The 23,970-nt window shown below is 56.3% G+C and carries 23 protein-coding genes; 11 read left to right on the plus strand and 12 right to left on the minus strand.

Annotation, left to right across the window (positions count from 1 at the left end):
- Positions 1-12: 12 nt before the first annotated feature.
- Positions 13-1,287 carry an oligosaccharide flippase family protein gene (locus LC059_RS02815; RefSeq protein ID WP_226702305.1) on the minus strand — a complete coding sequence of 425 codons (1,275 nt, stop codon included), beginning with the start codon at positions 1,285-1,287 and terminating at the stop codon, positions 13-15.
- Between the two features lie 245 nt (positions 1,288-1,532).
- A complete protein-coding gene (locus LC059_RS02820) occupies positions 1,533-2,843 on the minus strand; it encodes a nucleotide sugar dehydrogenase (RefSeq protein ID WP_226702306.1) in 1,311 nt (436 codons plus the stop codon).
- A 636-nt stretch (positions 2,844-3,479) separates the two neighbouring features.
- Here LC059_RS02820 and LC059_RS02825 point away from each other — a divergent pair.
- Together LC059_RS02825 and LC059_RS02830 are read left to right on the plus strand one after the other, a co-directional pair.
- On the plus strand, positions 3,480-3,728 hold the full coding sequence (locus LC059_RS02825) for a YdcH family protein (RefSeq protein ID WP_226702307.1): 249 nt from the start codon (positions 3,480-3,482) through the stop codon (positions 3,726-3,728).
- 191 nt (positions 3,729-3,919) lie between these two features.
- Positions 3,920-4,579 carry a peroxiredoxin-like family protein gene (locus LC059_RS02830; protein WP_226702308.1) on the plus strand — a complete coding sequence of 220 codons (660 nt, stop codon included), beginning with the start codon at positions 3,920-3,922 and terminating at the stop codon, positions 4,577-4,579.
- 37 nt (positions 4,580-4,616) lie between these two features.
- Here the strand turns inward: LC059_RS02830 and LC059_RS02835 are convergent, their stop codons facing one another.
- From LC059_RS02835 to can, 4 genes are all read right to left on the minus strand, one after another.
- Positions 4,617-5,387 carry a glycerophosphodiester phosphodiesterase gene (locus tag LC059_RS02835; RefSeq protein ID WP_226702309.1) on the minus strand — a complete coding sequence of 257 codons (771 nt, stop codon included), beginning with the start codon at positions 5,385-5,387 and terminating at the stop codon, positions 4,617-4,619.
- Between the two features lie 159 nt (positions 5,388-5,546).
- Positions 5,547-6,074 carry a flavin reductase family protein gene (locus tag LC059_RS02840; RefSeq protein WP_226702310.1) on the minus strand — a complete coding sequence of 176 codons (528 nt, stop codon included), beginning with the start codon at positions 6,072-6,074 and terminating at the stop codon, positions 5,547-5,549.
- A 105-nt stretch (positions 6,075-6,179) separates the two neighbouring features.
- Positions 6,180-7,844 carry an FAD-dependent oxidoreductase gene (locus LC059_RS02845; RefSeq protein ID WP_226702311.1) on the minus strand — a complete coding sequence of 555 codons (1,665 nt, stop codon included), beginning with the start codon at positions 7,842-7,844 and terminating at the stop codon, positions 6,180-6,182.
- Positions 7,845-7,921: 77 nt separating this feature from the next.
- Positions 7,922-8,578, minus strand: coding sequence for a carbonate dehydratase (gene can, locus LC059_RS02850; RefSeq protein ID WP_226703176.1), 657 nt, complete (start codon positions 8,576-8,578; stop codon positions 7,922-7,924).
- A 252-nt stretch (positions 8,579-8,830) separates the two neighbouring features.
- Here can and LC059_RS02855 point away from each other — a divergent pair, with 252 nt between their 5' ends.
- Positions 8,831-9,031: a hypothetical protein gene (locus LC059_RS02855; protein WP_226702312.1), complete on the plus strand. Its 201-nt coding sequence runs from the start codon at positions 8,831-8,833 to the stop codon at positions 9,029-9,031.
- Between the two features lie 41 nt (positions 9,032-9,072).
- On the plus strand, positions 9,073-9,597 hold the full coding sequence (locus LC059_RS02860) for a GNAT family N-acetyltransferase (RefSeq protein WP_226702313.1): 525 nt from the start codon (positions 9,073-9,075) through the stop codon (positions 9,595-9,597).
- Between the two features lie 30 nt (positions 9,598-9,627).
- Here the strand turns inward: LC059_RS02860 and LC059_RS02865 are convergent, their stop codons facing one another.
- A complete protein-coding gene (locus LC059_RS02865) occupies positions 9,628-10,473 on the minus strand; it encodes an SPFH domain-containing protein (protein WP_226702314.1) in 846 nt (281 codons plus the stop codon).
- Positions 10,474-10,529: 56 nt separating this feature from the next.
- The gene (locus LC059_RS02870) at positions 10,530-10,991 is read right to left on the minus strand and encodes an NfeD family protein (protein ID WP_226702315.1); all 462 of its coding nucleotides are present in this window, start codon (positions 10,989-10,991) and stop codon (positions 10,530-10,532) included.
- Positions 10,992-11,275: 284 nt separating this feature from the next.
- On the opposite strand from LC059_RS02870, the gene LC059_RS02875 reads away from it, so the two are divergent.
- From LC059_RS02875 to LC059_RS02900, 6 genes are all read left to right on the plus strand, one after another.
- Positions 11,276-12,013, plus strand: a complete 738-nt coding sequence (locus tag LC059_RS02875) for a hypothetical protein (protein WP_226702316.1) — start codon at positions 11,276-11,278, stop codon at positions 12,011-12,013.
- Between the two features lie 184 nt (positions 12,014-12,197).
- Positions 12,198-13,289: a phospholipase A gene (locus LC059_RS02880; protein ID WP_226702317.1), complete on the plus strand. Its 1,092-nt coding sequence runs from the start codon at positions 12,198-12,200 to the stop codon at positions 13,287-13,289.
- A gap of 18 nt (positions 13,290-13,307) precedes the next feature.
- The gene (locus tag LC059_RS02885) at positions 13,308-13,733 is read left to right on the plus strand and encodes an NUDIX hydrolase (protein ID WP_226702318.1); all 426 of its coding nucleotides are present in this window, start codon (positions 13,308-13,310) and stop codon (positions 13,731-13,733) included.
- A 139-nt stretch (positions 13,734-13,872) separates the two neighbouring features.
- Complete coding sequence (locus tag LC059_RS02890) at positions 13,873-15,882, plus strand: aminotransferase class I/II-fold pyridoxal phosphate-dependent enzyme (RefSeq protein WP_226702319.1); 2,010 nt, start codon at positions 13,873-13,875, stop codon at positions 15,880-15,882.
- Between the two features lie 31 nt (positions 15,883-15,913).
- Positions 15,914-16,654 (plus strand): SDR family NAD(P)-dependent oxidoreductase, encoded by a 741-nt coding sequence (locus LC059_RS02895; protein ID WP_226702320.1) that lies wholly within the window; start codon positions 15,914-15,916, stop codon positions 16,652-16,654.
- A 148-nt stretch (positions 16,655-16,802) separates the two neighbouring features.
- A complete protein-coding gene (locus tag LC059_RS02900) occupies positions 16,803-17,204 on the plus strand; it encodes a hypothetical protein (protein WP_226702321.1) in 402 nt (133 codons plus the stop codon).
- A 43-nt stretch (positions 17,205-17,247) separates the two neighbouring features.
- On the opposite strand, the gene LC059_RS02905 is transcribed toward LC059_RS02900, so the two are convergent.
- From LC059_RS02905 to leuS, 4 genes are all read right to left on the minus strand, one after another.
- The gene (locus LC059_RS02905; protein WP_226702322.1) at positions 17,248-18,906 is read right to left on the minus strand and encodes an acyl-CoA dehydrogenase family protein; all 1,659 of its coding nucleotides are present in this window, start codon (positions 18,904-18,906) and stop codon (positions 17,248-17,250) included.
- A 109-nt stretch (positions 18,907-19,015) separates the two neighbouring features.
- On the minus strand, positions 19,016-20,020 hold the full coding sequence (holA, locus tag LC059_RS02910) for a DNA polymerase III subunit delta (RefSeq protein ID WP_226702323.1): 1,005 nt from the start codon (positions 20,018-20,020) through the stop codon (positions 19,016-19,018).
- Position 20,021: 1 nt separating this feature from the next.
- Positions 20,022-20,552 (minus strand): LPS assembly lipoprotein LptE, encoded by a 531-nt coding sequence (gene lptE, locus LC059_RS02915; protein WP_226702324.1) that lies wholly within the window; start codon positions 20,550-20,552, stop codon positions 20,022-20,024.
- Positions 20,553-20,768: 216 nt separating this feature from the next.
- A complete protein-coding gene (gene leuS / locus LC059_RS02920; RefSeq protein ID WP_226702325.1) occupies positions 20,769-23,366 on the minus strand; it encodes a leucine--tRNA ligase in 2,598 nt (865 codons plus the stop codon).
- Between the two features lie 102 nt (positions 23,367-23,468).
- Between leuS and LC059_RS02925 the strand changes: the two genes are divergently transcribed.
- Complete coding sequence (locus LC059_RS02925; RefSeq protein WP_226702326.1) at positions 23,469-23,963, plus strand: zinc ribbon-containing protein; 495 nt, start codon at positions 23,469-23,471, stop codon at positions 23,961-23,963.
- The last annotated feature ends 7 nt before the right edge of the window (positions 23,964-23,970 follow it).

Genomic DNA, 23,970 nt, shown 5'->3' on the forward strand with positions numbered 1-23,970 from the left:
TTATCTGTGGGCTTAAATTGCGTTTGCGTTACTTTGCTGTTGTGGTGAAATCTTATACAGAAAATACATTGTGGCTGCGGTAGCTAATAATCTTGAAGAAAGCGTCGCCCAAACAGCACCATAATATGAATATATCGGAATCCACCAAAGATTTAGCACTAGGTTGATGCCCAGTGTGCTGATCTCAATGCCAGTTCTTAGGTTTTGATGTCCTGCTCCAGTTAATGCCAGTGCAGATGTTGTGTATAACGTTAACAATAAGGGCATTATTGCAAGCCAGCGGGCTACACTCTCAGTGCTTTCAAATCCATCTCCTAGTAACATTGGTAGATATGGGGCAAAAAAATAGATAATTATGGTACTTAATGCTGCATAACCTGTAGCAGGCGCAAGGAGCTTTAGCGCGTAATTACGGCTCCCTGAGAGGCCGTTAGCACCTTGTTGAAAAAAACGGGAGTACGCCGCAGAAAGTAGAGCCGTCACCGGCATAAATGCCACTTCAACTATGCGATAGGCAGCTGAATATAGACCAGCAGATTGTGCAGTATCGAGGCGTAATAACATAGTCTTGTCTATGTCATTATTACCTCGTTGTCCACTGTTGCTAAGTGAAAAACTAAACCCTTCACGTAATTCCTTGAGCGTTATCAGCTGAGGTTTAAAGTGTGCTGAGAGCCTATTCCGTACGAAATAAAAAGAAATCACTGTGGCAATTATGGTGCCTGCGAGGTAAAAATTGGCCCAATCCTCCGGCGTCGGTGAACTTTCTTTTAGCCCCATTGCTAGTGCAGTCATTAGGCGGCTGAGCGCAAGAATGAGTAGTATTGTTGCTGCTTCTCGAATCCGTTGAAAACCTTGGAAGCTTTGACTGCAAATTAATACGAGTGGTGCAAATATAAGGTCGGCTATCGCAATTGTTACGACTATTTCAGCCGGGACTTCCGGCGGCAAAAATAAGATTCCGAGAAGGAGTAGTAGACTAGTGAGTGGGATCGATGTTGCTAACAGCAGTGTTAGCGTGATGCCCCAGTAATGTGAAAAAGAGTCGGGAGCTCTCGCCACATTCTTTATCAATATGTGTCCACTGCCCATTCCCGCGAATGCTGCCAAAATTGTAGTTAGCGATACAACGCCCGCGAATATACCGTAACCTTGCGCTCCCAGTGTTCTTGTTATTAACAAGAAGTACGCTGCCTGTACAAAAATTCTAATTGCCTGGCTTGTCATTAGCCAGATCGTATTGCGAGCCAGTGCCCCTGTAGCATATACGTATTTGGGGCGGGTCACTTAGCTATTTCCCGTGTCGGTCCCTTACATGGTGCTTGTCTTTGGCTTAAATTCATTGTTATGTCATGTGTATAGATGTTAAGAATTTTAAATCTTGCTTTTTACCGGGTGTCGCGTTCAGTTTCAAATTTTGTCCGACATGGTGTCTATTTCACATTCTGTAATAATTTATTCAATTTGGGGGGATTTAGCGGCTCTTTGAATTGCCCATTATTAACTAAGGGCGCCAACATCGGGTTACAAAACTACGCACTAACTATGTGCGCAGCGGGATCTCTGTATTTTCCGCGGGTATCAATTATGAGCTGACTGTTTTCTTTGATCTTGACATAGTCAATTTTTTCATGGTCCGTGGCTATTATCACTGCATCATGCATCGATAGATTGCTTTCGGTTAAAGGTATACTTTCTAGGTTAAAGTGGTGCTGTCTCATTTTGGGGAATACAGGTACATGGGGGTCACTATAGGATAATACTCCACCTTTCTTTTGGATTAGCTCCATAATTTCGACAGATGGAGACTCTCGCATATCGTCTACATTTTTTTTGTATGAAATCCCTATAATTAAAATTTTGCTTCCATTTAGCGCCTTCCCCTGCTGGTTTAACCCATCAATGAGTTTCTTTAGAACAAATTCTGGCATAGCTCTGTTTATCTCGCCTGATAGCTCGATAAAGCGTGTATTTATCCCATAGGCACGCGCCTTCCATGTAAGGTAATAGGGATCAATCGGTATGCAGTGTCCTCCCAGGCCCGGGCCGGGGTAATATGGGGTAAATCCAAATGGCTTGGTTGCAGCTGCGTCAATGACTTCAAAGATGTCGATCCCCATGCGGTCCGCAACGAGTTTCATTTCGTTGACTAGCCCAATATTGACTGCTCTGTGAATGTTTTCTAGGAGTTTTGTCATCTCGGCGGTCTTGGTGCTTGTCACGGGAACAACTGTTTCGATAGCTTGTTCGTAAAGCTCAGTTCCGACCTTTAGGCATGCCTTGGTAAGCCCGCCAACAACTTTCGGGATGTTACGAGTTTCATATTTTGGATTGCCTGGGTCTTCACGCTCAGGCGAATAAACAAGGAAGGTATCTTGCCCTACAATCAAACTACTAGATTCAATTTTGGGTAGAAGCTCTTCTTCTGTGGTGCCAGGGTAAGTGGTGCTTTCTAATGATATGACTTGCCCTGCTCGTAGATAAGGGCAAATACTATCCATCGTATTCACTATGAAACTGATGTCGGGTTCTCTATGTTGAGTGAGTGGCGTGGGTACGCAAATAATGAGTGCGTCACATAGTGACGCTTCTTCAAAATTTGATGTTGCCTCAAAGCCAAATTCTCTCGCCAGCCCAATTTCTTCCTTTGCTATTCGCTCAATATAGGTGCCACCAGCGTTCAACGTTTGAACTTTCTGGTCATCTGTATCGAAACCTAGGACTCTGAATCCCGCTTTGCTATAAGTGAGCGCAAGTGGAAGCCCTACATAACCTAGGCCAATCACTCCTATGCGTGCTGTATGATTTTTGAGCTTCTTGATAAGCTCTTCTTGATAGACCATGAGTAACGTGGACCTGTGCAATATTAGTGTTATTGACGCTTGCTTTGTGTTGGTTTCTAAGGCCCCAGGTGGATGTTAAGTTTTCTTAGCAGAACAGCGGGAGCCCAAGCCATCTATATGGCTTTTGACCGAGCTCTCTTGCCATATACATGAGACGTTACTCGCCTACAGGCTAGCGAGTGCGGTGTAGAGTATTGGCAGCTGTCTATGAAGTGACTGTGGGATAATTTAGAAGATGCATACATCTTGATTGCACATCATTTTTATGAATATCGGTCGCCGGGAGTTGCCCGGAATAACTGACATTCTACTCGACTCTTTTCTGAGGAACTATGGTGCGACAGGCATAAACTCGTAGTTTTGGAGATGGGTTTAATGATCTTGACTTTCCGGTCTATTTTGCTTGGCCAGCTCTTTCGGCCTTAGAGTTCTTTTGGTCTATTTAGAGTTCTTTTGGTCTATAAGGGGGCAAGATGGCCGTCCAGGCGATGCGTTTTGTCAGGGCTAGGGTGCCGCCGGATCAAGGACTGCAAGAGCGGGCTAATACCGTAATCGAGGCCTGGTCAGTTGGTGGGCGTGGAACACTTGGAGACTACAATATTTATGTAAACCATCAAGCACGAGGAGCCGCAGTCAATGTCTATTCCCTCCCGCACCCTTGAAACCGAGTTCCCCGATCTCGCCGACAGCATCCGCCATCTGGTTCAGGACAGTATTCAGTACAAAACTGACCGCGACGTTTACCACAAGCTGGACAAGGAAATCCGCGGTTTGGAAGAGCGGGGTGTTGCGACGGATGACCACCACTTCAGGGAGCTGAAAACCCAGCGCGCCCGACTCAAGGATCAGTTATACACACAGGCTAAGAATCACGACTCCCATTAGCGGTTTGTAACTCGCAAAGTAGGTCGCAGCTGTGCGCTAAATTCAGCGGGGTTATTTGATATAGGACGCCTGCTGTAGGTCCTGGTGGTGTTGGAGTATCCGATTTGGGCACTTTACTTCGGTCGAATGGTCCGAGGAGGTGCCCTGAACGTAAAGTACTGATAGTTATAAAATCACAAGGATCACCATCGATGAAAGCCCCCTTACTGGCCGCACTACTCAGCGTATTCAGTCTGAGTGCAATGGCCCAGGATATCGCCCTCCCTGAAAAGCTCCCCGAACTCGGCGAGACCAAAAGCACCGATCTCGGCAAGGTTGAATCTGGCCTGAAGTTGGGTGACAAGCCCGCGAATTTCTCAGTGCTGACCCACAAGGGCAAAGAGGCTTCCCTCGAGGGCCTGCTAAAGTCCAATGCGCCGATATTGGTGGTGTTCTACCGCGGTGGCTGGTGCCCCTACTGCAACGTGCAGATTCGCCAGCTGGCCGAAGCTTGGCCGGAGTTTGAAAAGCGCGGGGTGACCCCGGTGCTGATTAGTGTGGACAAGCCCGATGCCAGTGCCATGGCCAAGGCAACGTACGAGATTCCCTTCCCGGTGTTGTCGGATCCGGAGCTGACAGCCCACGAGGCGTTCGATGTAGTGGTGGAGATTGATGATGCCACTGCGGAGAAGTACAAGACCTACGGCATCGTGCTGGAAGACTGGTCCGGTAAGGATCACCACAAGATTGCCGCGCCGGGTATTTTCCTGGTGGGTGCTGACGGCAGCATAGAGTGGGCCCATGTGTCCCAGGACTACAAAACCCGTCCGAGTGTGGAACAGTTGCTTGGCATGCTGGACGCGCGTAACTAACAACCTGTTATCCAGGCGGGGCTAACACTAATTTAGGTTACCCTGCCTCGTTGAACTTCCCCACCGGCTCAATCTGCTGAGCCATCATCTCTCCCGTTTTCTCGCAGTTGTAGTCCATGATCAGCTGCGGTTCATCGGTAAACACCCCGTCTACGTTCATCGCGGCCACCAGTGCCAGGTCGTGCGGGTGGTTGACGGTGAATACGTAACTTTTGAAGCCGCGCTGGTGGCCGTCGGCGATGATTTCCGGGCAGACGAAATCGAGGCTGTGGTGGATGGAGTAGGCCTCGAGCGGTTCCCCGCACGCGGCGAGATCCAGGGGTACGCCGTCGATGAGCACACCCCGGCGTACCTCCGGGATCAGCTTCAGGCATTCATACACCTGGCGGTGATCGAAGGAAGAGATCAGGTACTGCTCGTAGGTGGCGCCGTTGTCGCGGATGTAGGATTCCAGCTCCTGCGCGGCGAGGGCGGCGCAGTTGGGGCCTTTAAGCTCGATATTCAGCTGTACGTGGTTGCCCACCAGTTCCAGCACTTCCCGCAGCGTGGGCACATGCTCGCCGCCGGGTAGCAGCATTTGTCGGAGGGCGGCGGGGGCCATTTCGGTCAGTAGTTCCTGCCCCGCCAGTAATCTTCCCAGGCGGCGATCGTGTTTTACGATCAGTTCGCCGCCCACATTCCACACGTCAATTTCCACCCCGTCGATATCGAATTCGAGGGCGTGGGTAATGGCCTGCAGGGTGTTTTCCGTGGCGCGCTTGGGGTAGCCGCGGTGAGCAAAACAGAAGAGGGTGTCGGTTGTGCGCATCTCGACGTCCACAGTGGCGGAGGTCTCCCAAGGGTGTACCAAAAGTATGACCGGCAGGTGACAGCGTCACAATGCATCGAGGCAGATTCCGCCGGAATTTTTATACCGATTGGTGCGTATCGCAGGCAGATTTATAACGCGGATTTATGTATGGACGCCTTATTCCCCGGCGAGGGCACGGTAGCGGCCGCGGTGGAAAACGAGGGGCTCGCCACCGCTGGCGCTGAATTCCAGCACTTCACCCAGCAGGATGGTGTGGTCACCGCCTTCGATGTTCTGGGCGCGGCGGCAGTGGAAGAGGGCGGCGCAGTCGTCCAAATGCGGGATATTGCCCGGCCCCTGGTGCCATTTGACCTGGCCGAACTTGTCGGCGCCGCGGCCGGCAAACAGGTTGGAGACGTGTTGCTGGTCGCCCTTTAGCACGTGGATTGCGAAGCGCTCGCACTGGGTAAAGGCTGCGTAGCTGAGTGCACTGCGGTCGATGCTCCAGAGAGTGAGCGCCGGGTCGAGTGAGACGGAGTTGAAGCTGTTGACGGTCATTCCCACGGGCTGTCCACTCGCGTCCAGGGTGGTAACCACAGTGACACCGGTGGCGAAATGCCCGAGAGTGTCGCGCAGGGCGCGGCTGCGCTCCTCCGCTGACTGGGCGGTTTCAGTTTGGGCTGCTGGGTTACTGGATGCCGTCATACTTCGATTAAAATCTGTTCAATTTTTGTGCTGGCGGCCATTCTACGGGAAAAATGGCCGTTTTGCGTGGTTTTCTTTTGTTACCGGGGTGTGTCGTTCCCGGTGTCACTCCATTAATGGCGCACAGCGGCGGCTGAGGGCGTCGCGTTCGGCAATCGCGTTGCCGGTCAGGGCGAAACCGAGGAGGTTGCCGGCACTGTCCTGGAATTCGGCTTTTACGCCATCGGCCGTTGCGGCAACCTGCCATTCCCCCGCGCTGCCCGGACGGGGCGGGCAGACTACTGTGGGGCGCAAGGTAGTTTTTACCGCGACCGGCAGACAGCCGTATTGTACCGGGGTGGGTGTACCGGTGAGGGTCTTGGCGAGGGCGCGGGCGCTTTGGGTGAGCGGTGCCACATAGTAGAGGCTGTGGCCGTCCACTTCTGCGCAGTCCCCCAGGGCGTATGTGTTGGCGTCGCTGGTTTGCAGCTGCCGATTGGTGACGATACCGCGGTTTACCTCGATGCCGGCCGTCTCGGCGAGGCCGGTATTGGGTCGCAGGCCGAGGGCGGCGAGGGCGAGGTCGGCCTCTACCTTCGTTTCATTGGCGAGCTGAGCGCGGACACCAGTTGCGGTGCGCTCGAGTCTTGAGACTCCCGCACCGAGGTGGAAGCGAACACCAGTCTGTTCAAGGGTTTTCTGAATATCGCGGCCGGCGGCTTCCGGCAGCAGGTTAGCCAGTGGCCAGGGCTGAATATCGACTACATCTACCTCGTAGCCCGCTTGCGCCAGGTCGTTGGCAAACTCACAGCCGATCAGGCCGGCACCGATGAGCAATACGCGTTTGCGGTTGGTCAGTGCGGTGCGGAAGCGGTGGTAGTCCCCCAGGCTGTTGACCCGGAACAGGCGCGCAAGGCCGTCGCCTTCCATGGGGGGGAGTGGCGCGCAGTTGGCACCGGTGGCAAATACCAGGCGGCTATAACACAGTTTGGCGCTGACGCCGCTGCCGTCGGATACCAGTGTCAGGGTGCGGGCTTCGCGGTCCACGTCGGTAACGTGGGTGTGCACGAGTATCTCGGCATTGAGTTCTTTTGCCATGGCCTCCGCACTGGCGGTAGCCAGTTGCTGTGGGGTTTTGCCGTGGGCGAGGGACGCGGACAGCAGGGGCTTGGAATAAAACGTACCGTCATCGCCGCTGATCAGCAGCAGCGGGGTGCGCTGATCCAGCTTGCGGAATTCTTTCGCCAGATGATAGCCCGCGAGCCCGGTGCCAATAATCACCAGGGGATCGGTGTCGTCCAGCGGAGCGGGCTCTGTAGCCTCCGTCTGCTCCTGTGGTATGTCTTTGGGCTGGCTTACCAGCACCATATCAAAATCTTCTTTGCCGACGCCGCACTCCGGGCAGGTCCAGTCTTCGGGAATATCTTCCCAGCGGGTGCCGGGGGCGATTCCTTCTTCAGGGGCACCCTTGGCTTCGTCGTAGACCCAGCCACACACCATGCATTCCCAGATGCGGCTGCTGGCAGATTGCGTTGCGTTTGGCGCGGTGGCAGAGGTGCTCACGGCGGCCTCCCGAGTAATGCTTTCGCCCTGAGCTACCTTTGACTCTTTGCTCGCGACCACCGCGAGCATCTCGAACTCGTCCTTGGTGGCGCCGCATTCTGGGCAGACCCAATCATCGGGGATGTCGTCCCAGCGGGTGCCGGGGGGAATGCCGTCGTCCGGTGAGCCCTTGGCTTCATCGTAAATCCAGCCACAAATCTGGCATTCCCAAACGCGAAAATCGGACATGAAGACCCCTGAATACTACTGGTTCTTTTAAATTGAAAAACGTAATTATCTTGCTTTGGCTGGTGCCTGCTGGTGACTCAGCCCTTGGTGCGCTGGGCGATGCTGGTCAGCGCGCGATGGTAAACCTCATTGATCTGTGCGGTGTTTTCCACCGTGATCTGCAGGTCGTTGACCAAACCGTTGGAAAGCCCGTAGACCCAGCCGTGTACGGTCAGCTCTTGGCCACTTTCCCAAGCGTCGCGTACCGGGGTGGTCTGGCATACGTGAATGACCTGTTCCAGTACATTGAGTTCGCACAGTAAGTCCACGCGTTCTTCCTGCGGGAAGAGCTCGATCAGGGTGTGGTGCTTGTCGCGCACATCCTTGATATGGCGTAGCCAGCTCTCGATCAGGCCGAGGCGCTGATCCTCCAGTGCCGCTTTTACGCCGCCGCAGCCGTAATGGCCGACTACCATGATGTGTTTCACCTTGAGGGCTTCCACCGCGAACTGGATGACCGACAGGCAGTTGAGGTCAGAGTGCACCACCACGTTGGCGACGTTGCGGTGTACGAACAGCTCACCGGGCAGCAGGTCGACGATCTGGTTGGCGGGTACCCGACTGTCAGCGCAGCCAATCCACAGGTATTCCGGGGACTGTTGCTCAGACAGCTTGAGGAAGAAATCCGGCTTTTCCCGACGAGTGGACTCGGACCAGGCGCGGTTTTTTTCGATCAGATCGTTCAGCTTTGACAAGGCACTCATCCCCGCGGTTTGCGTGGCTGTTTATATTAGCCGAGCAGGATAGCGCTTTTGCCCGAGCGCGCCAATCTACGCCGCTGCTTCGGGTGGATATTGAACGAATAACACGCTTGCCGGCCCTGAAAACGGGGCAATGTTCTGCTACTCTGCGGCGGCGTATTTGCCGCTTGTTTTAGGGGCGTCTTTCTATCGTCAAAGGTTACCGTTATGGGTAACCACAAGAGAACACTACATAGGGGCAGCCTGATGGGGCTCAGAAATTCGGCAATTCGCCGCCCGCGTCGATTCAATAAGCACAATGCCGCGCTGGCGCGCCGACGCAAAAAAGTGCGTTGGCTTTTGGCTCAGCGCGCTCGGGTACGCAACTACCGGCGTTTTTTTCTTGCCCAGAGTGCATTGACGTCCCAGGCGGAAGCGTCGCGCAAGAATGCTCAGGCGGAGCGCTAAATCAGCGCCACTGGTATGGAAGTTTGATGAGGTCAATCGGTATGGAAAAAATACAAATCAGTTCTGCGGCTAAGTCGCCTACCGCGTCCCTGGATATTGTGATTGCTGACTACCGGGATGAAAAACACGGGGCGGACCTGCTCACCCTGATGGATCACTATTCGCGGGACCCCTATGGTGGTGGTGAGCCGCTCGACGAGGTCTGTCATCGAGAGCTGCTCGAGCGGCTGGCGGAGTTTCCCGGTGCGTTTTCGGTGCTCGCCTATCGAGACGGCGAGGCACTCGGGCTGGTGAACTGTTTTATGGGGTTCTCTACCTTTCTGTGCAAACCGCTGGTGAACATTCACGATGTGGTGGTGATGGAGTCGGCGCGCGGCCTGGGGGTATGTTCCCGGATGATGGAAAAAGTGGCGGAGGTTGCCCGCGAGCGCGGCTGCTGCAAGATCACCCTGGAAGTGCTGGAAAAAAACCACCCCGCGCGTGGGGCTTATCTCAAGAGTGGGTTCAAGCCCTATGCCCTGGATGAGGAGTACGGCAAAGCGGAGTTCTGGCAGCGCTACCTGTAGCGGAAGCGCCACCAGTTCAGGGCCTGGGGCTTAGCGGCTCAGCAGGCCCTTGATTGCATTGGGCAGGTCTGCCGGGAAAATAACGTTTTTGGCGTTGCTTGAGGTAGACACTTCTTCCAGCGCATTGATATAGCGCTCGCCCAGCAGGTACATAACCGGCATCTCCTTATCGCCGATGGCCTGAGTCACCCTCTCAATGGCTTCGCGGCTGGCATCGGCCAGTACTACCTGGGCCTTGGCGTCCCGCTTGGACGCTTCCAGTCGGCCGTCGGCCTCGAGAATGGCGGCCTGCTTTTCACCCTCGGCGCGGGTGACGGTGGCGCGACGCTGACGTTCGGCGGCGGCCTGTTCTTCCATCGCCTTCTGCATGGTGGCAGAGGGGTTGATGTCCTGAATCTCGACGGTTTTGAGGTTGATACCCCAGTCGGCGATATCATCAGAGATGGCTTCTTTCAGTTTCGCTTTGATCAGGTCCCGTGACGACAGCGCGGCGTCGAGGGACATTTCGCCCACAATGGAGCGCAGGGCTGTCTGTACCAGGTTCTGGATAGCAATTTCGTAATCCTCTACCCCGTACACCGCTTTCTCCGGCGAGACGATATTGATGTAGGCTACTGCGTTGGCAATGATGGTGGCGTTATCCTGGGTGATGACTTCCTGGGAAGGGATATCCAGCACGATATCTTTGGTGGTCACCTTGTAGGGCACCTGGTCCACGTAGGGGATGATCACGTTCATGCCCGGGTTCAGTGTGCTGTGGTACTTACCCAGTCGCTGCACAATGTGCTTGGACCCCTGCGGCACAATACGTACACCCATGCCGATGGTGATGATAACCAGCACCACTAGTGCCAGTACTACGGATAATCCTTCCATATTTTCCCCTTAAGAATGTGGATCTGAAACTTGGATTTGTTGTTTGGTTACAGCGATCAGTTCGGGCTGACCACCAGTGTATTACCGGAAATATTGACGACCGTTACCCGTTCACCGATGGCAATTTCGCTGGTACTCATAAATTGCCATTCGTCTTCACCAAGAATGGGAGCAGGAAAACGCAGCCGCCCACGAGGCTTGCCGATATTGGACTCGATGACCGACCCCACCTGGCCGGTGAGTGCCTCCATTGCCATGCCGGAGGTGGTGCGGTCTTTCCAGTTGGGCTTGATGAACTTGAGCCACAGGAAGACCAGGGCAACAGAGAGGCCGGCCCACAGCAGCAGTTGTGCGGTAATGGGCATACCTACCGCTAGCAATAGTACCCCCATAAAAAGTGCCGCAAGGCCAAACCAGAACAGAATAAAGCCGGAGACAAATATCTCTGCGGTAACCAGTAGTAAGCCCAGCACCAGCCAGTGCCAGTAAGCGATGTGTGCGTTGAGCCACTCGAGCATGATGGCCTTCTCCTTCTTAAAACCTTGAGTAATAAACCCGTCGATTATGCACCAAAGTGGTTACTAACGCGCAGCGAACATTTGTGGTTGAAATACTGCGGTAACGGAGTGGAAGAAACCCGGCCGCGGCGGCCAGCCAGGCTCATAAATATTTCTGGTAAACGTCACAATTCCGCAGCAAACGCGTGGGCTTGTGCAATACTTTTTGCAGGCTAGAGCGCGAAACCATGCATCAATTTTGTGCGTTTAATCCAGCAAACTCCCCCTCAGCATCAAGAGAAATCATGGACGAAAATCTTATGCGATTGACTGCTAACCTGGCTCAGGGTCGCTACGAATACATCTGCGACGGCAGAGCAATGCCGGTACAGGATGACTGGCAGCTGGGTCGTGACGAGGACGGGCAGCAGCTACTTATCAGCCGTCGACTGGTGGGTGAGCAGGGCCACGGTATTGAGGTTCGCGCCCGAATGGATGCCGGCTTGGTCACTGAGTGCCGTGTTACGTGGAAAGATGAGGTGGACGAAGTTAATGCCCACTATCGTCTCGCCCCCCAAGGCGCAAGGGTTCCACATATGGGGGATGCCATTGAGGCGGAGTGGACCGGGCCCAACGGCCTGCAGCAAAGCGTGCTCGAAGGGCAGAACCGGTTGTTGTTCCCGCTGATGCGGATTTTCATGGGCCCACTGTTAATGCGCCTGCGCGATATGGAGTTCGGGTGCGAAGTGGTGGCGCCGGATATCGTTGACCCCTCTCAGCGTGGCAAGTTGCTTGCGCCGCGGGTGAGCCACCGACGCGCGTCCATTGTGGCCGGTGATGCCAATATCCAGGGTGTACACGACCTGGGGCCGGATATCACCGTGTTCTCCTATCAAGGCGATGAAGCCGAACGGGATACCCACTGCTATGTGGACCCCCGCGGCCTGCTGGTGGGCTACGACTGGCCCAGTAGCACCGGACGCCTGTGGCAGGTGCGTCTGCGGGACCTGGAGTGGGCGCCGGAGCTCAAGGCTTTGTGTTAGGAGAGTAGGTTTAGAGAAGCTGAGTCAGAGGACCTGTATCGAATGTGGGTAGGGCGATGACAGCCTGACCCTAAGCACGTTATAAGTCCGTAAACCGTGTAAACTGGCGCCCTGAATTGATCCAGGAGCGCCAGTTTTGTTTTTCCCCCACCACTTTTCCCGGAATTTACGGATTTTTGGTCTGGTGACCGCGATCGCCACGGTATTCTCCGCCGAGCTGGCGGCAGAAGATACCGAGCCCTCAGTTTCCTCCTACGAAGAAATAGAGCTGCTGCAGACCGACGACTCGTTACTGAGTGAGCAAAAGCGTCAGGAAAACTGCTTGCGCGAGCAACTATTAACAGCGCCCGCCAATATCACTCTGGAAGAGATGCGGATTCGCTGCCAGCTTTCGGTGATCAGAGAGGGGCGACGGGTAGAGGAGACGCCGATATTTGCCACCGTACCAGAAGCGGAGTCGGATAGTGCGGGTGGGGCACTGGTGAGCAAGCGCGCCCAGGCCATTCGCGATGCCTCGCAGAACCCATTTACTTTGGCGTCTCACAAAACCAACTATCTATTGCCCCTCACTTACAACCCCAAGCCCAATAAAGGCGGGCTGGAAGATTACGAAATCGCGGATGAGCTGGACCTGGATTCCATCGAGGCGCAATTCCAGCTATCGGTGCAGGTGCCGGTGTGGCGCGGTTTTCTCGGCAAGGCGTCCTTCATGAGCTTCGCCTACACCAACCGCTCCTTCTGGCAGGCATACAATTCAGATGATTCTGCGCCTTTCCGCGAGACCAACCACGAGCCGGAATTGATCATGACCTGGCTCAATGACTGGACCATTTTCGGTTTTCAGAACGTGGCCAACCAGATTGCGTTTAATCACCAGTCCAACGGCCGCAGCGAGCCTCTATCCCGCAGCTGGAACCGCATCTACGCAAATTTTGCCTTTGAAAAAGACGATGTCTATTTCACCCTGAAGCCCTGGTACCGGATACCGGAAGACCGGGAGGACGATGACAATCCAGACCTCGAGTTCTATCTGGGGCACTTCGAATTTGTCGGCGGCGTCGAGCGCGGTGACCACAATATTTCCATCATGGTGCGCAATAACCTGCGCTCCGACAACAAGGGGGCCGGAGAGCTGCGCTGGAGCTTCCCCATGGGCAACCGGGTGCGCGGATACGTCAAGTATTTCAATGGTTACGGCGAGAGCCTGATCGACTACGATGAATCGGTACAGACCCTGGGGATTGGTTTCGAACTTGCCCGGGGTACCGGAAGCTAAAGGGCATAAGGTCCACGGATGGGATTTGACGACACCTACAAACTGAGCGCTCACGCCGTTATTACCAACGAGGAGGGGGAAGTGCTGCAGCTCCGCGCCACCTATGCCGACAAGACCTGGGGGCTGCCCGGCGGTGCGCTGGATCTCGGGGAGACTATTCACGAAGCCCTGCACCGGGAGTGCCGTGAAGAACTCGGCCGGGATGTGGTCATCGATTACCTCAGTGGCGTTTACTACCACAGGGTGTATAACTCCCACGTTTTCATATTCCGCGCGCACTTGAAGGCCAATGGCGCCAGCTCCAACGGCGATGGTGGTATTACCCTGTCATCCGAGCATTCCGCCTTTGACTACTTTCCGCTCAATGACCTGTCCCCGGTACAGCGCGTCAGGGTCGAGCACTGTTTACAGTTCAACGGCGAAGTTCAGAGCGCAAAATTCTAATGTGATCACATTTTTTGATCATTGATCCTGCCGAACACCATTTTGCTGGCGGTTATCGCCAAATCCTCTTGTTGCCCCGTATTCGTCGCCTGCCTCCTTTAGTATCTGCCTTCTATGCTGAAAGATAAGAAGAAGTGTTATGGGTGTAGAACTGAAGATGCCTGACCTGGGCAACCGGTGTGAGCAGCGTCAGCCACTAGAGTGCCGAGTGGCACTGGTCAGTAATGACCGCGATTTGAGTAGTGTCTGGGTCAATGCCCTCAATGCTACGGCGGCTCAGCACGAGAATCCTTATGGACTGCGCTTTGAGGCGGTGGCCACCGGTGCGCTGGAGAAGTGTCTGCGGGAAGTAGACCAGCTGCAGGCCCTGATCATCGACGGTGGTTGCAGCCCCGACGAGTTGCAAGCCGCGGAACAGCTTGCCGATCGGATGCACAATCTGCGCGCCCAGTTGAATGTATTTCTGGTGGCGCAAGACTCATTTTTAAGCGACCAGGGCGGTGCGCCGGCCTCGGTGCGCAAGCGTTTCGACGAGCTGTTCGACCGCCGCGAGTGCAATTTCAATCATATGTTCCGCCTGGTGCAGGCATTCATTTCCCGCCGCGCCTCCACTCCCTTTGCCGATACCCTCAAGGAATACGTGTTCAGCGCCCGGGATGCCTGGCACACGCCGGGACACTCCGGTGGCGACAGCCTGCGCAACAGCCCCTGGGTAGGGGATTTCTACCGGTTTATGGGTGAGCACGTTTTCAACACAGACCTGTCTGTGTCCGTGCAGGTGCTGGATAGCCTGCTGGAACCCCATTCGGTGATCCAGGAAGCGCAGGATCTGGCGGCTCAGGCCTTCGGCGCCGAAAAGACCTTCTTCCTCACCAATGGCACCTCCACCGCCAACAAGGTGGTCATCCAGCAGATTCTCGGCGGCGGCGGCAAGATCATCGTTGACCAGGCGTGCCATAAGTCCGTGCATCACGCTGTTGTGATGAACCGGATAGAGCCGGTGTACCTGAAATCCACCCTGCATCCGGAGTTCGGTATCTACGGCCCGGTGTGTCGCGCGGATATTGAAAAGGCGTTGGACGAGCACCCGGATGCAGGATTGTTAGTGATTACCTCCTGCACCTACGATGGTCTGCGCTACGATCTCAAGCCGATCATCGACTACGCCCATGAACGCGGCGTAAAGGTGCTGATTGATGAAGCCTGGTACGCCCACGGTTACTTCCACACCGAGCTGCGGCCCACGGCGCTGGAGTGCGGTGCAGACTACGTTACCCAGAGCACCCACAAGATGCTGTCTGCCTTTTCCCAGGCCAGCATGATTCACGTGCAGGATCCGGACTTCGACGAATTCCGCTTTCGCGAAAACCTCAATATGTACGCCTCCACCAGCCCGCAATATTCCATGATCGCGAGTCTGGACGTGGCGCGTAAACAGATGGTGATGGAAGGTTACGGCCGCCTGCGACACTGCCTGAAGATGGTGGAGACTCTGCGCCGGGAAGTGGACGCTACTGGTGTATTCCGCGCGCTGACCCGCGAAGACCTTATTCCCGCGCCACTGGCCAACGACAATATTCGCCTGGACCCCACCAAAGTGACTATCGACGTCACCAAGAGTGGATATTCGGGCAATGAGATCCAGGTGAAACTGTTTGATCAGTTCGGTATCCAGGTGGAAAAAACCACCTATAACACCGTGTCTGTGCTGGTTACCCTGGGTAGTACCGAGAGCAAACTGTTGCGTCTGGTGCACGCGCTTAAACAATTGGCCAAGCAGCCACGCAGGCGCAGTCACGTGGGCACCGCCCGCCAGCTACCGGAATTTACGCATCTCAACAGCCTGCCTGCGGACGCCTATTTCGCCGAGACCGAAGAGCTGCCCCTGATGGATAACGGGGTGGCGGCGGAGAAAAAATTGGTGGGCCGCACCTGTGCCGACGAAATCGTGCCCTATCCACCGGGGATTCCGGTGCTGGTGCCGGGGCAGGAAATCTCCGCGCAGATTGTGCAATTCCTGCAGCAGTTATTGCAGGGGCAGAACACCACCGAAATCCACGGTCTGATTTTCCGCTCCGATGAGCCGATGCTGCGGGTGGTGTGCGAGCCAAAGAAACCTTCAGGAAAAGACAGTAGCGCGGAGCACTGATTCCGCCGCTGTCTGCAGGGCAGGGAAGCCGATGCAGCAAACTGTTATCAACAGCCCCGAGTGCATCTTGCTGGCTGGGGCCCGTGGTGGACTCGGCACGGCGTTATGCGGTGAACTGGTAAAGCGTTTTCCAGATGCCGTTTTACTCACCATCAGCCGCTCCGGTCTGGACCGTCTTTCTGTAACTCACCAACATCTGTGTGCCTCCCTCGAAGATGAGGGGGCCGTGAAAACGGTCCGCGACTGGTTGCGCGAACAGCCAATACCAAACTGGGTTATCGACTGTTGCGGTATCCTGCACTGGCGGGATCACAGCCCGGAAAAAAATCTGCAGCAATGTAGCGACGAAGCGCTGTTGCAAAGTATTTCTGTCAATGTTCTGACGCATCTTCATCTCGCGCAGGCGCTAGCGCCACTACTGCTGAAACGGTCGCCACTGGTGTGGGCATCGCTATCGGCAAAAGTTGGCAGTATCGAAGACAACCAGCTGGGCGGCTGGTACAGCTATCGGATGAGCAAGGCCGCGCTGAACATGCTGGTGCGAAACCTCTCGATTGAATGGAGCAGAAGGGTCGAGAATTGCTGTGTTGTGGCGATACATCCGGGAACGACCGACACCCCCTTGTCCAAGCCGTTCCAGAGCAATATCCCGGATGGAAAACTCTATTCCCCAGCGCTGAGTGCACAGCGGATAGTGAGCGTGCTCGCGCAATTGCAGTCCGGGGATAACGGAAAACTATTATTCTGGGATGGATCTCCTATTCCGTGGTGAAGAGGCCCGCTAGTGCAGTACATTGAAGCCCTTGCTCTCCCTTGACAGCCACTGCTGATGTGTCGATAGTGGATAGTTGTCAGAGGTTCCCATTCGCAATTAAGGATTTTTGCGCCAATCCATACCAATGAAACTCCAAGGGAAGCCAATGGAGCAGTGGAAAGAAATCATGACCTCCGCCAATCGCGCCTATGAGGGTGGCCAGGAAGTTGAGGCAGAGGAACTCTATAAAGCCGCGTGTCAGCGCGCCACCTTTTTGCTTACCCAATGTGAAGACCGCGAGGCAGCGGTAGCCATGTTGTCGGTGAGCAACCAGAATCTTGCCGACCTGTACTTTCGCCAGGGGCGCTGTGATGAAGCACTCACGGCTTATGGTAAGTTATTGCGACATCTTGAGCAGCTTAGCCAGGAAGAGGGTGTTCACTCCCAATTTGCAGCCCCTGCGCTGCATAAAGTCGGCACCGAGCTCTCCCAGGAAGTGCGTGCACGCAAACTTGTAGTGCCGAAAGATCATCCGGATCTGGAGCCGGTGCGCGACCTGATTACCTGAGTGTCTCGCGTCGCAAAGAGAATGTCCTTGCAGGGGAGCCAGCTCAAATCAGCAGTGGGTTGCCCCGCCCGATAATTGATTTTACATCGATACTTGCGGGTAAAGTCCCGGTATTGCTGATGCCCTGAGTACCCAGGCGCGATGTAATAAACCCTTCCGCCACGGCACTGTTGCCGCCCTGGATCAACAGGTGTGATTGCATGGTGAGCGCCATCTGATCGACCACGTATCGGGCGCGGTATTCGATGTTCTCAAACTTGCTTAATTCGTCTTTGAGATTGGTTACCGCTTTATCGTAGAGCGGGTGGCTACCTGTACTACCCTCCAGTTCGTCATACCAGTTGGTGATTACCGCCGGTGTTTTCGTCAGCGCACGCAGCACGTCGAGTGCCTGGATGTTGCCGGAGCCTTCCCAGATCGCATTGATTGGCGCGTCGCGGTATAGGCGCGCGGTAATAAAGTTTTCGATCACGCCATTGCCACCCAGGCACTCCATGGCCTCGTAGGCGTGGTGCGGGGTGCGTTTGCAGATCCAGTATTTGCCCACTGCGGTTCCCAGGCGCATCAGCAGCTTTTGCCTTTCATCATCCAGGTGGTCCATGGCCTGGGCTATCCGCATGGTCATAGCTACGGAGCCTTCCAGCTCGAGCTGTAAATCCGCGAGCACGTTCTGCATCAGTGGCTGGTCGATCAGGGTTTTGCCGAAGGCACTGCGCTGGCTGGCGTGGTAGATCGCCTGCAGAGTCGCCTGCCGCTGGCCTGCGGATGAGCCGATCATACAGTCGAAGCGGGTGGCTGCGACCATCTCGATGATCGCCGGTACACCGCGCCCCTCTTCACCCACCAGCCAGCCGAGGGCGCCGCGCAGTTCTATTTCGGAAGAGGCGTTGGAGACGTTGCCGGCCTTGTCTTTCAGCCGCTGTACCTGAATGGGATTTTTGCTGCCGTCCGGGCGCCAGCGGGGCACCAGGAAGCAGCTCAGGCCCGCGTCAGTCTGTGCCAGCATCAAGAAAGCGTCACACATGGGCGCAGAGGTAAACCATTTGTGGCCTACCAGCTCGTAGCTACCGTCGCCAAGGGGCGTCGCGGTGGTGCTGTTGGCGCGCACATCTGAACCGCCCTGCTTTTCGGTCATGCCCATGCCGATGGTGAGCGCGGCTTTTTCAGTGTGCGGACGGTTGCTGGGATCGTAGCCACGATCGGTGATTTTTGGCAGCCACTCCTTCGCCAGCGCCGGGGTCAGGTTGATGGAGGGAACTGCGGCGAAGGTCATGGTGATCGGGCAGCAGTGGCCGGACTCTACCTGGCTATGCAGGTAGTATTTGGCGGCGCGCACTACGTGGGCGCCAGGCTTCGGGTCTGTCCAGGGGGATGAGTGCAGCCCTTCGCTCTTCGCCAACTGCATCAGTTGGTGATAGGCGGGGTGATAATTGACCTGGTCGATGCGGTTGCCGACGCGGTCGTGGGGCTCGAATTCCGGTTTGTAGTGGTTAGCCTGAAAGCCGCGCTCGATCCACTCCGGGCGCCCACACACCTCGCCATAGCGCTGCAGGTCATCCTCACCCCCGTGACCGCCATTACGCGTCACCGCTTCCCTGAGTGCGGTATCTCCGGCGTAGAGATTGTGGCCCTGCAGGGGCCTTGGCTGGTTTACAACGGTGTGGGTAGCCGCCACCTCGGATGGTGCCTGAGCATTACTCATGGTCGTCTCTCTAAAGATCTTCCTAGAGTTAATCCTAACCAACTTGAAAGGTTAGTACTTACCCTTTACTGCCGGGAAAACTGCTCTCATGCGCCAAATTGCGCTGGGTTCAGATACTCCGTTTGCCGGAGAGGTTCAGAGTGAGCTCCAACAGGCCGGCCCAGGGATCCATTTCCTTGCCACCCTTGATTGCGTTATCCACCGCGCGGGCGCGTAGCAGGAAGTTTTGCAGGTGGCGGGGACGCAGGCGTTGGCAGGCGGCCTGCACCAGCGGTTGGCGCTTCTGGATACGCACCAGGCGGTTGATGGGTTGGCCCTGGTCGAGCTTCTGCTGGGTTTCCAGCAGGGTACGGATTTCGCGGGCGATAGCCCACAGTACCACCGGAGCTTCCACGCCTTCGGCGCGCAGCCCTTGCAGTGTGCGTACGGCACCAGCGGCGTCTGCGGCCAGCGCTTTGTCGATGAGACCGAATACGTCGTAGCGGGCGGAGCTCGCCACGGCATTGTTCATGGTGTCGGCGGTAATGACGCTGTCGTTGGCCAGCAGTTTCAGTTTTTCAATTTCCTGGCTGGCGGCGAGCAGGTTGCCTTCGACCCGCTCGGCCAGAATCTGGATGGCCTCCGGCTCGGCGTCGAGGCCATTGGCACGCAGCCGCTGGTGAATCCAGCGGGGCATTTCGGAAGCGTCGACAGGCCAGATCTGGATCAGGACACCCTTGGCTTCCAGTGCTTTGACCCATTTGCTGTTCAGCTGCGAGCGATCGAGGCGCGGCAGTACCAGTAACAGCAGAGTTTCTTCATTCGCCATACTGGCGAATTCCTGCAGGGCTTTGCTGCCTTTGTCTCCGGGCTTGCCGCCGGGGAGTCGCAGTTCGATGATTTTTTTGTCCGCGAATAAAGACAGGCTGCCGGCGGCCGAGAGCAGTTGCCCCCAGTCAAAATTGTGTTCGCCGTGCAGCAGATCCCGCTCGTTAAAACCTTGATTACGCGCGGCTTCGCGGATGCTGTCGCAGCACTCCTGTACCAGCAGGGGTTCGTCGCCGGTGACAACATAGATGGGGGCGAGGCCCTGGCGAAGGTTCTGTGCCAGTTGGCGGGGGTTGATGCGGGGCATATCAGGGCGCTGCCGGGTTGTCTGTAACCGGGGCGCTGATTTCTATGCGGCGCAGGCGGTCAATGATTCGGCTAATCAGTTCGCGGCGCATTTCTTCTCGCTGCAGGCGCTCTTCTTCCCCTTTACTGACCACTTCGTTGTCGTCCCATTCCAGTGTGCGGTAGACGTCGGCCTGGGCCTCGGTAAGCAGGTCGCGACCATTTCTGTCCTGCACGCTGTATTCAGCGCTGGTAATGAGTTCGTATTCGGAGGCGCGGCCTTTGGCGTCCACGGAGACGGTGCGTTTTTTCTCGGTCTCTTTGTGGATGGTGAGGGTGAAGTCGGCTTCGAGCGGATTTTCCGCCAAGGGCAGGCCGCTGGTTTGCAGCAGGCTGGTGATGCTCTCGGCCAGTTCGCTTCTGGGGTCTTCGGTGGTGATGTAAAGCTTACTTCCCGGGGGGAAGTTTTTGGGTGCGCCGCGGAGGTGCCAGCCACAGGCTGAGATTGTGACGGCCAGGATTAATGTGATTGTGCGCAACAGTGTTGTTTTCATCGAGGTCCGCTGGGTTCTTTTTCTAAAGCTGTGGCGGCCGAGTACCGGGAGATTGTTTTCAGGACCGCTGTGAATACATCCCTGTACGCTGCGTCGGCGACGTCCATGTCGCCGACGCTCCTGAAAACAATCCCCCGGCACTCGGCCTTTGCGTAAAGTCTTGAGCTTCGTAAGCAAAGGTGGATAGACGCAGTGTATCCACCATATTCGAGCAATTTAATTGGCTACGATGTTGACCAGTTTGCCCGGTACAACGATCACCTTGCGCACGGTTTTACCTTCGGTAAATTTCACCACGTTCTCGTCCGCCAGAGCTTTCAGCTCTAGGGTTTTCTTGTCGGTGTCTGCCGGGACTTCCAGCTTCGCGCGCAGTTTGCCGTTCACCTGCACAACCAGAGTGATGCTGGAGCGCACCAGGGCTTTTTCGTCTACCTGCGGCCACTGGGCGTCGACCAGCTCGCCGGAATTGCCCAGCGCGTTCCACAGTTCGTGGCTGATGTGCGGGGTGACCGGGGCGAGCAGCATGACGGCGGCTTGCAGGGCTTCGCGTTCTACCGCGAGGCCGTTGGCGGAGTCGCGTTCGGCAACCTTGCTCACTTCGTTCAGCAGTTCCATCACCGCGGCGACGGCGGTGTTGAAGGTCTGGCGACGGCCATAGTCGTCGCTGACTTTCTGGATGGTTTCGTGGGTTTTGCGGCGCAGCTGTTGTTGCTTGTCGCTCAGCTTGTCTGCATCGATCGCGGCGCTGCCGTCGCCGGCCTGAATGTGGCCGTGCACGGTTTTCCACAGCTTGCGCAGGAAGCGGCTGGCGCCTTCCACACCGGAGTCGTGCCACTCGAGAGTCTGCTCGGGGGGGGCGGCGAACATGGTGAACAGGCGCACGGTGTCGGCACCGTATTCCTGTACTGCGGCGTGGGGGTCGATGCCGTTGTTCTTGGACTTGGACATTTTCACTACGCCGCCAGCGACGACTTCTTCACCGGTGGCACGCTCTACGGCTTTGATCGGCTTGCCTTTGTCGTCGCGCTCAACGTCGACGGCAGTCGGGGCGATCCAGGTTTTGTGGCCATTTTCTTCTTTGTAGAAGGACTCGGCGAGAACCATGCCCTGGCACAGCAGGCGCTTGAAGGGCTCGTCGCTACTGACCAGGCCTTCGTCGCGCATCAGCTTGTGGAAGAAGCGCGCGTACAGCAGGTGCAGGATGGCGTGTTCGATACCGCCCACATACTGGTCTACCGGCAGCCAGTAGTTGGCGCGGTCGGGGTCGAGCATGCCTTCTTCGAAATCCGGGCAGGTGTAGCGGGCGTAGTACCAGCTGGACTCCATAAAGGTGTCGAAGGTGTCGGTTTCACGTTCGACTGCTTCGCCGTTGTATTCGTCTTTGCACCACTCTGGATCCGCTTTGATCGGGGACGTAACACCGTCCAGTTCCACGTCTTCCGGCAGCAAGATCGGCAGTTTTTCCGCTGGTACTGGGATCTCGCTGCCGTCGGCGAGGTTGAACATGGGAATTGGCGCACCCCAGTAGCGCTGGCGGGATACACCCCAGTCGCGCAGGCGGTAGTTGGTGGTGACGCGGCCTTTGCCGGCAGCTTCCAGGCCGTCGGCGATGGCGTTGAAGGCGGCATCGAAGTCGAGGCCGTCGAAGCCGCCAGAGTTCACCAGCACACCTTTTTCGGTGAAGGCTTCTTTTTCCAGGTCGATGGTTTCGCCACTTTCAGGGGCGATCACCTGTTCGATGGGCAGGTCGTACTTCTTGGCAAACTCCCAGTCGCGCTGGTCGTGGGCCGGGACCGCCATTACGGCGCCGGAGCCGTAATCCATCAGTACGTAGTTGGCGACCCACACAGGAACTTCTTCGCCGGTGAGCGGGTGGATGGCCTTGAGTCCGGTGTCCATGCCTTTCTTGTCCATGGTGGCCATATCGGCTTCGGACATGGATTGCTTTTTGCACTCGGCAATAAAGGCTTTCAGTTCCGGGTTGCCCTCGGCCAGTTCCAGCGCAATCGGGTGCTCCGCGGCCAGGGACACGTAGGTAACCCCCATGAGCGTGTCCGGGCGGGTGGTGTAGACGTCGAAGTGGTCGACGCCGGCAATGGTTTTCGGCAGCGCGAAGGCCAGCTCGACACCCTTGGATTTGCCGATCCAGTTGCGCTGCATGGTGCGCACCTGCTCCGGCCAGTCCGGGAGCTGGTCCAGGTCGTTCAGCAACTCTTCGGCGTAGTCGGTGATCTTGATAAACCACTGTGCCAGCTCGCGGCGCTCAACGGTGGTGCCACAGCGCCAGCAGGCACCGTCTTCGACCTGTTCGTTGGCGAGTACGGTGGCGTCGTGTGGGCACCAGTTCACCGCGGAGTTCTTCTTGTACACCAGGCCTTTCTTGTACAGGCGGGTGAAGAACCACTGCTCCCAGCGGTAGTAGGAGGGCTGGCAGGTAGCGAGTTCGCGGGACCAGTCAAAGCCGAAACCGAGGGCTTTCAGCTGGCCCTTCATGTAATCGATGTTGGAGTAGGTCCACTTGGCCGGCGCGGTCTTGTTCTGGATGGCGGCGTTTTCCGCCGGCAGGCCGAAGGCGTCCCAGCCCATGGGATGCAGCACGTTCTTGCCCTGCATGCGCTGGTAGCGGGAGATCACATCGGTAATCGTGTAGTTGCGTACGTGCCCCATATGCAGCTTGCCGCTGGGGTAGGGGAACATGGATAGGCAATAGAACTTGTCGCGGCTGGGGTCTTCCTTTACCTCGAAGCTTTTCTGCTCGGCCCAATGCTCCTGGGCGGCGGCTTCGACTGCGGAGGGGTTGTACTGCTCTTCCATCTGTGGGGAACCTATACTCAGTGACTCGATCTATTGGGGTATTCCGACTGGCAACCGCCATTGCGGTTCTGCCGGAAAACGGCGAATTATAGGAGGGATAGGGTGAGTAAGGAACCTAAAGCCGGTACGAAAGGGGCACGGCAGGTGGATAATCCCGATCTGCTGCTGGAAGATGAAAAGCTGTCTGCGGGGCTGCGTCAGGAGCTGGAGCAGCTGGTGAAGGACGAACTTGCGGTGGAAAAGCTCACCGCCAGCAAGGCCGCGTTCCTCAACGCCTGGCTGAAAGACGACCGGCACCGGGCTGCGGGTTACCTTGAAGACCTGGGCGGCGAGCTGAAGACCCTGGAGGAGCGTTACGGCGACTGGATGCTGGAGGCCGCCGACCCCACCAAGGCTGCCTGGCCGGCGCTGATGCACTGTATTCGCCGCGGAGAGCCCTGGGCACTGGCCGGGGAAACCGCAGGTGAGGGCGAGGAGCTGCAGTGTCTGGGCTGTGGTTATCGCGCACTGCCGGATGCGGGCAGCCAGATTACCCCCTGTCACCGTTGTGGCTACGGGTGCTTCCGCCAGATTTCTGGTGGTCTCGATGCGGGCTGAATCCACG

It is taken from the genome of Microbulbifer elongatus (genome assembly GCF_020524885.1).
GTDB lineage: Bacteria > Pseudomonadota > Gammaproteobacteria > Pseudomonadales > Cellvibrionaceae > Microbulbifer > Microbulbifer elongatus_A.

Coding starts and splice junctions, on each gene's coding strand:
- LC059_RS02820 (WP_226702306.1), bottom strand. CDS start 2,843: ATGGTCTATCAAGAAGAGCTTATCAAGAAGCTCAAAAATCATACAGCA.
- LC059_RS02825 (WP_226702307.1), top strand. CDS start 3,480: ATGTCTATTCCCTCCCGCACCCTTGAAACCGAGTTCCCCGATCTCGCC.
- LC059_RS02830 (WP_226702308.1), top strand. CDS start 3,920: ATGAAAGCCCCCTTACTGGCCGCACTACTCAGCGTATTCAGTCTGAGT.
- LC059_RS02835 (WP_226702309.1), bottom strand. CDS start 5,387: ATGCGCACAACCGACACCCTCTTCTGTTTTGCTCACCGCGGCTACCCC.
- LC059_RS02840 (WP_226702310.1), bottom strand. CDS start 6,074: ATGACGGCATCCAGTAACCCAGCAGCCCAAACTGAAACCGCCCAGTCA.
- LC059_RS02845 (WP_226702311.1), bottom strand. CDS start 7,844: ATGTCCGATTTTCGCGTTTGGGAATGCCAGATTTGTGGCTGGATTTAC.
- LC059_RS02855 (WP_226702312.1), top strand. CDS start 8,831: ATGGGGCTCAGAAATTCGGCAATTCGCCGCCCGCGTCGATTCAATAAG.
- LC059_RS02860 (WP_226702313.1), top strand. CDS start 9,073: ATGGAAAAAATACAAATCAGTTCTGCGGCTAAGTCGCCTACCGCGTCC.
- LC059_RS02865 (WP_226702314.1), bottom strand. CDS start 10,473: ATGGAAGGATTATCCGTAGTACTGGCACTAGTGGTGCTGGTTATCATC.
- LC059_RS02870 (WP_226702315.1), bottom strand. CDS start 10,991: ATGCTCGAGTGGCTCAACGCACACATCGCTTACTGGCACTGGCTGGTG.
- LC059_RS02875 (WP_226702316.1), top strand. CDS start 11,276: ATGGACGAAAATCTTATGCGATTGACTGCTAACCTGGCTCAGGGTCGC.
- LC059_RS02885 (WP_226702318.1), top strand. CDS start 13,308: ATGGGATTTGACGACACCTACAAACTGAGCGCTCACGCCGTTATTACC.
- LC059_RS02890 (WP_226702319.1), top strand. CDS start 13,873: ATGGGTGTAGAACTGAAGATGCCTGACCTGGGCAACCGGTGTGAGCAG.
- LC059_RS02895 (WP_226702320.1), top strand. CDS start 15,914: ATGCAGCAAACTGTTATCAACAGCCCCGAGTGCATCTTGCTGGCTGGG.
- LC059_RS02900 (WP_226702321.1), top strand. CDS start 16,803: ATGGAGCAGTGGAAAGAAATCATGACCTCCGCCAATCGCGCCTATGAG.
- LC059_RS02905 (WP_226702322.1), bottom strand. CDS start 18,906: ATGAGTAATGCTCAGGCACCATCCGAGGTGGCGGCTACCCACACCGTT.
- holA (WP_226702323.1), bottom strand. CDS start 20,020: ATGCCCCGCATCAACCCCCGCCAACTGGCACAGAACCTTCGCCAGGGC.
- lptE (WP_226702324.1), bottom strand. CDS start 20,552: ATGAAAACAACACTGTTGCGCACAATCACATTAATCCTGGCCGTCACA.
- leuS (WP_226702325.1), bottom strand. CDS start 23,366: ATGGAAGAGCAGTACAACCCCTCCGCAGTCGAAGCCGCCGCCCAGGAG.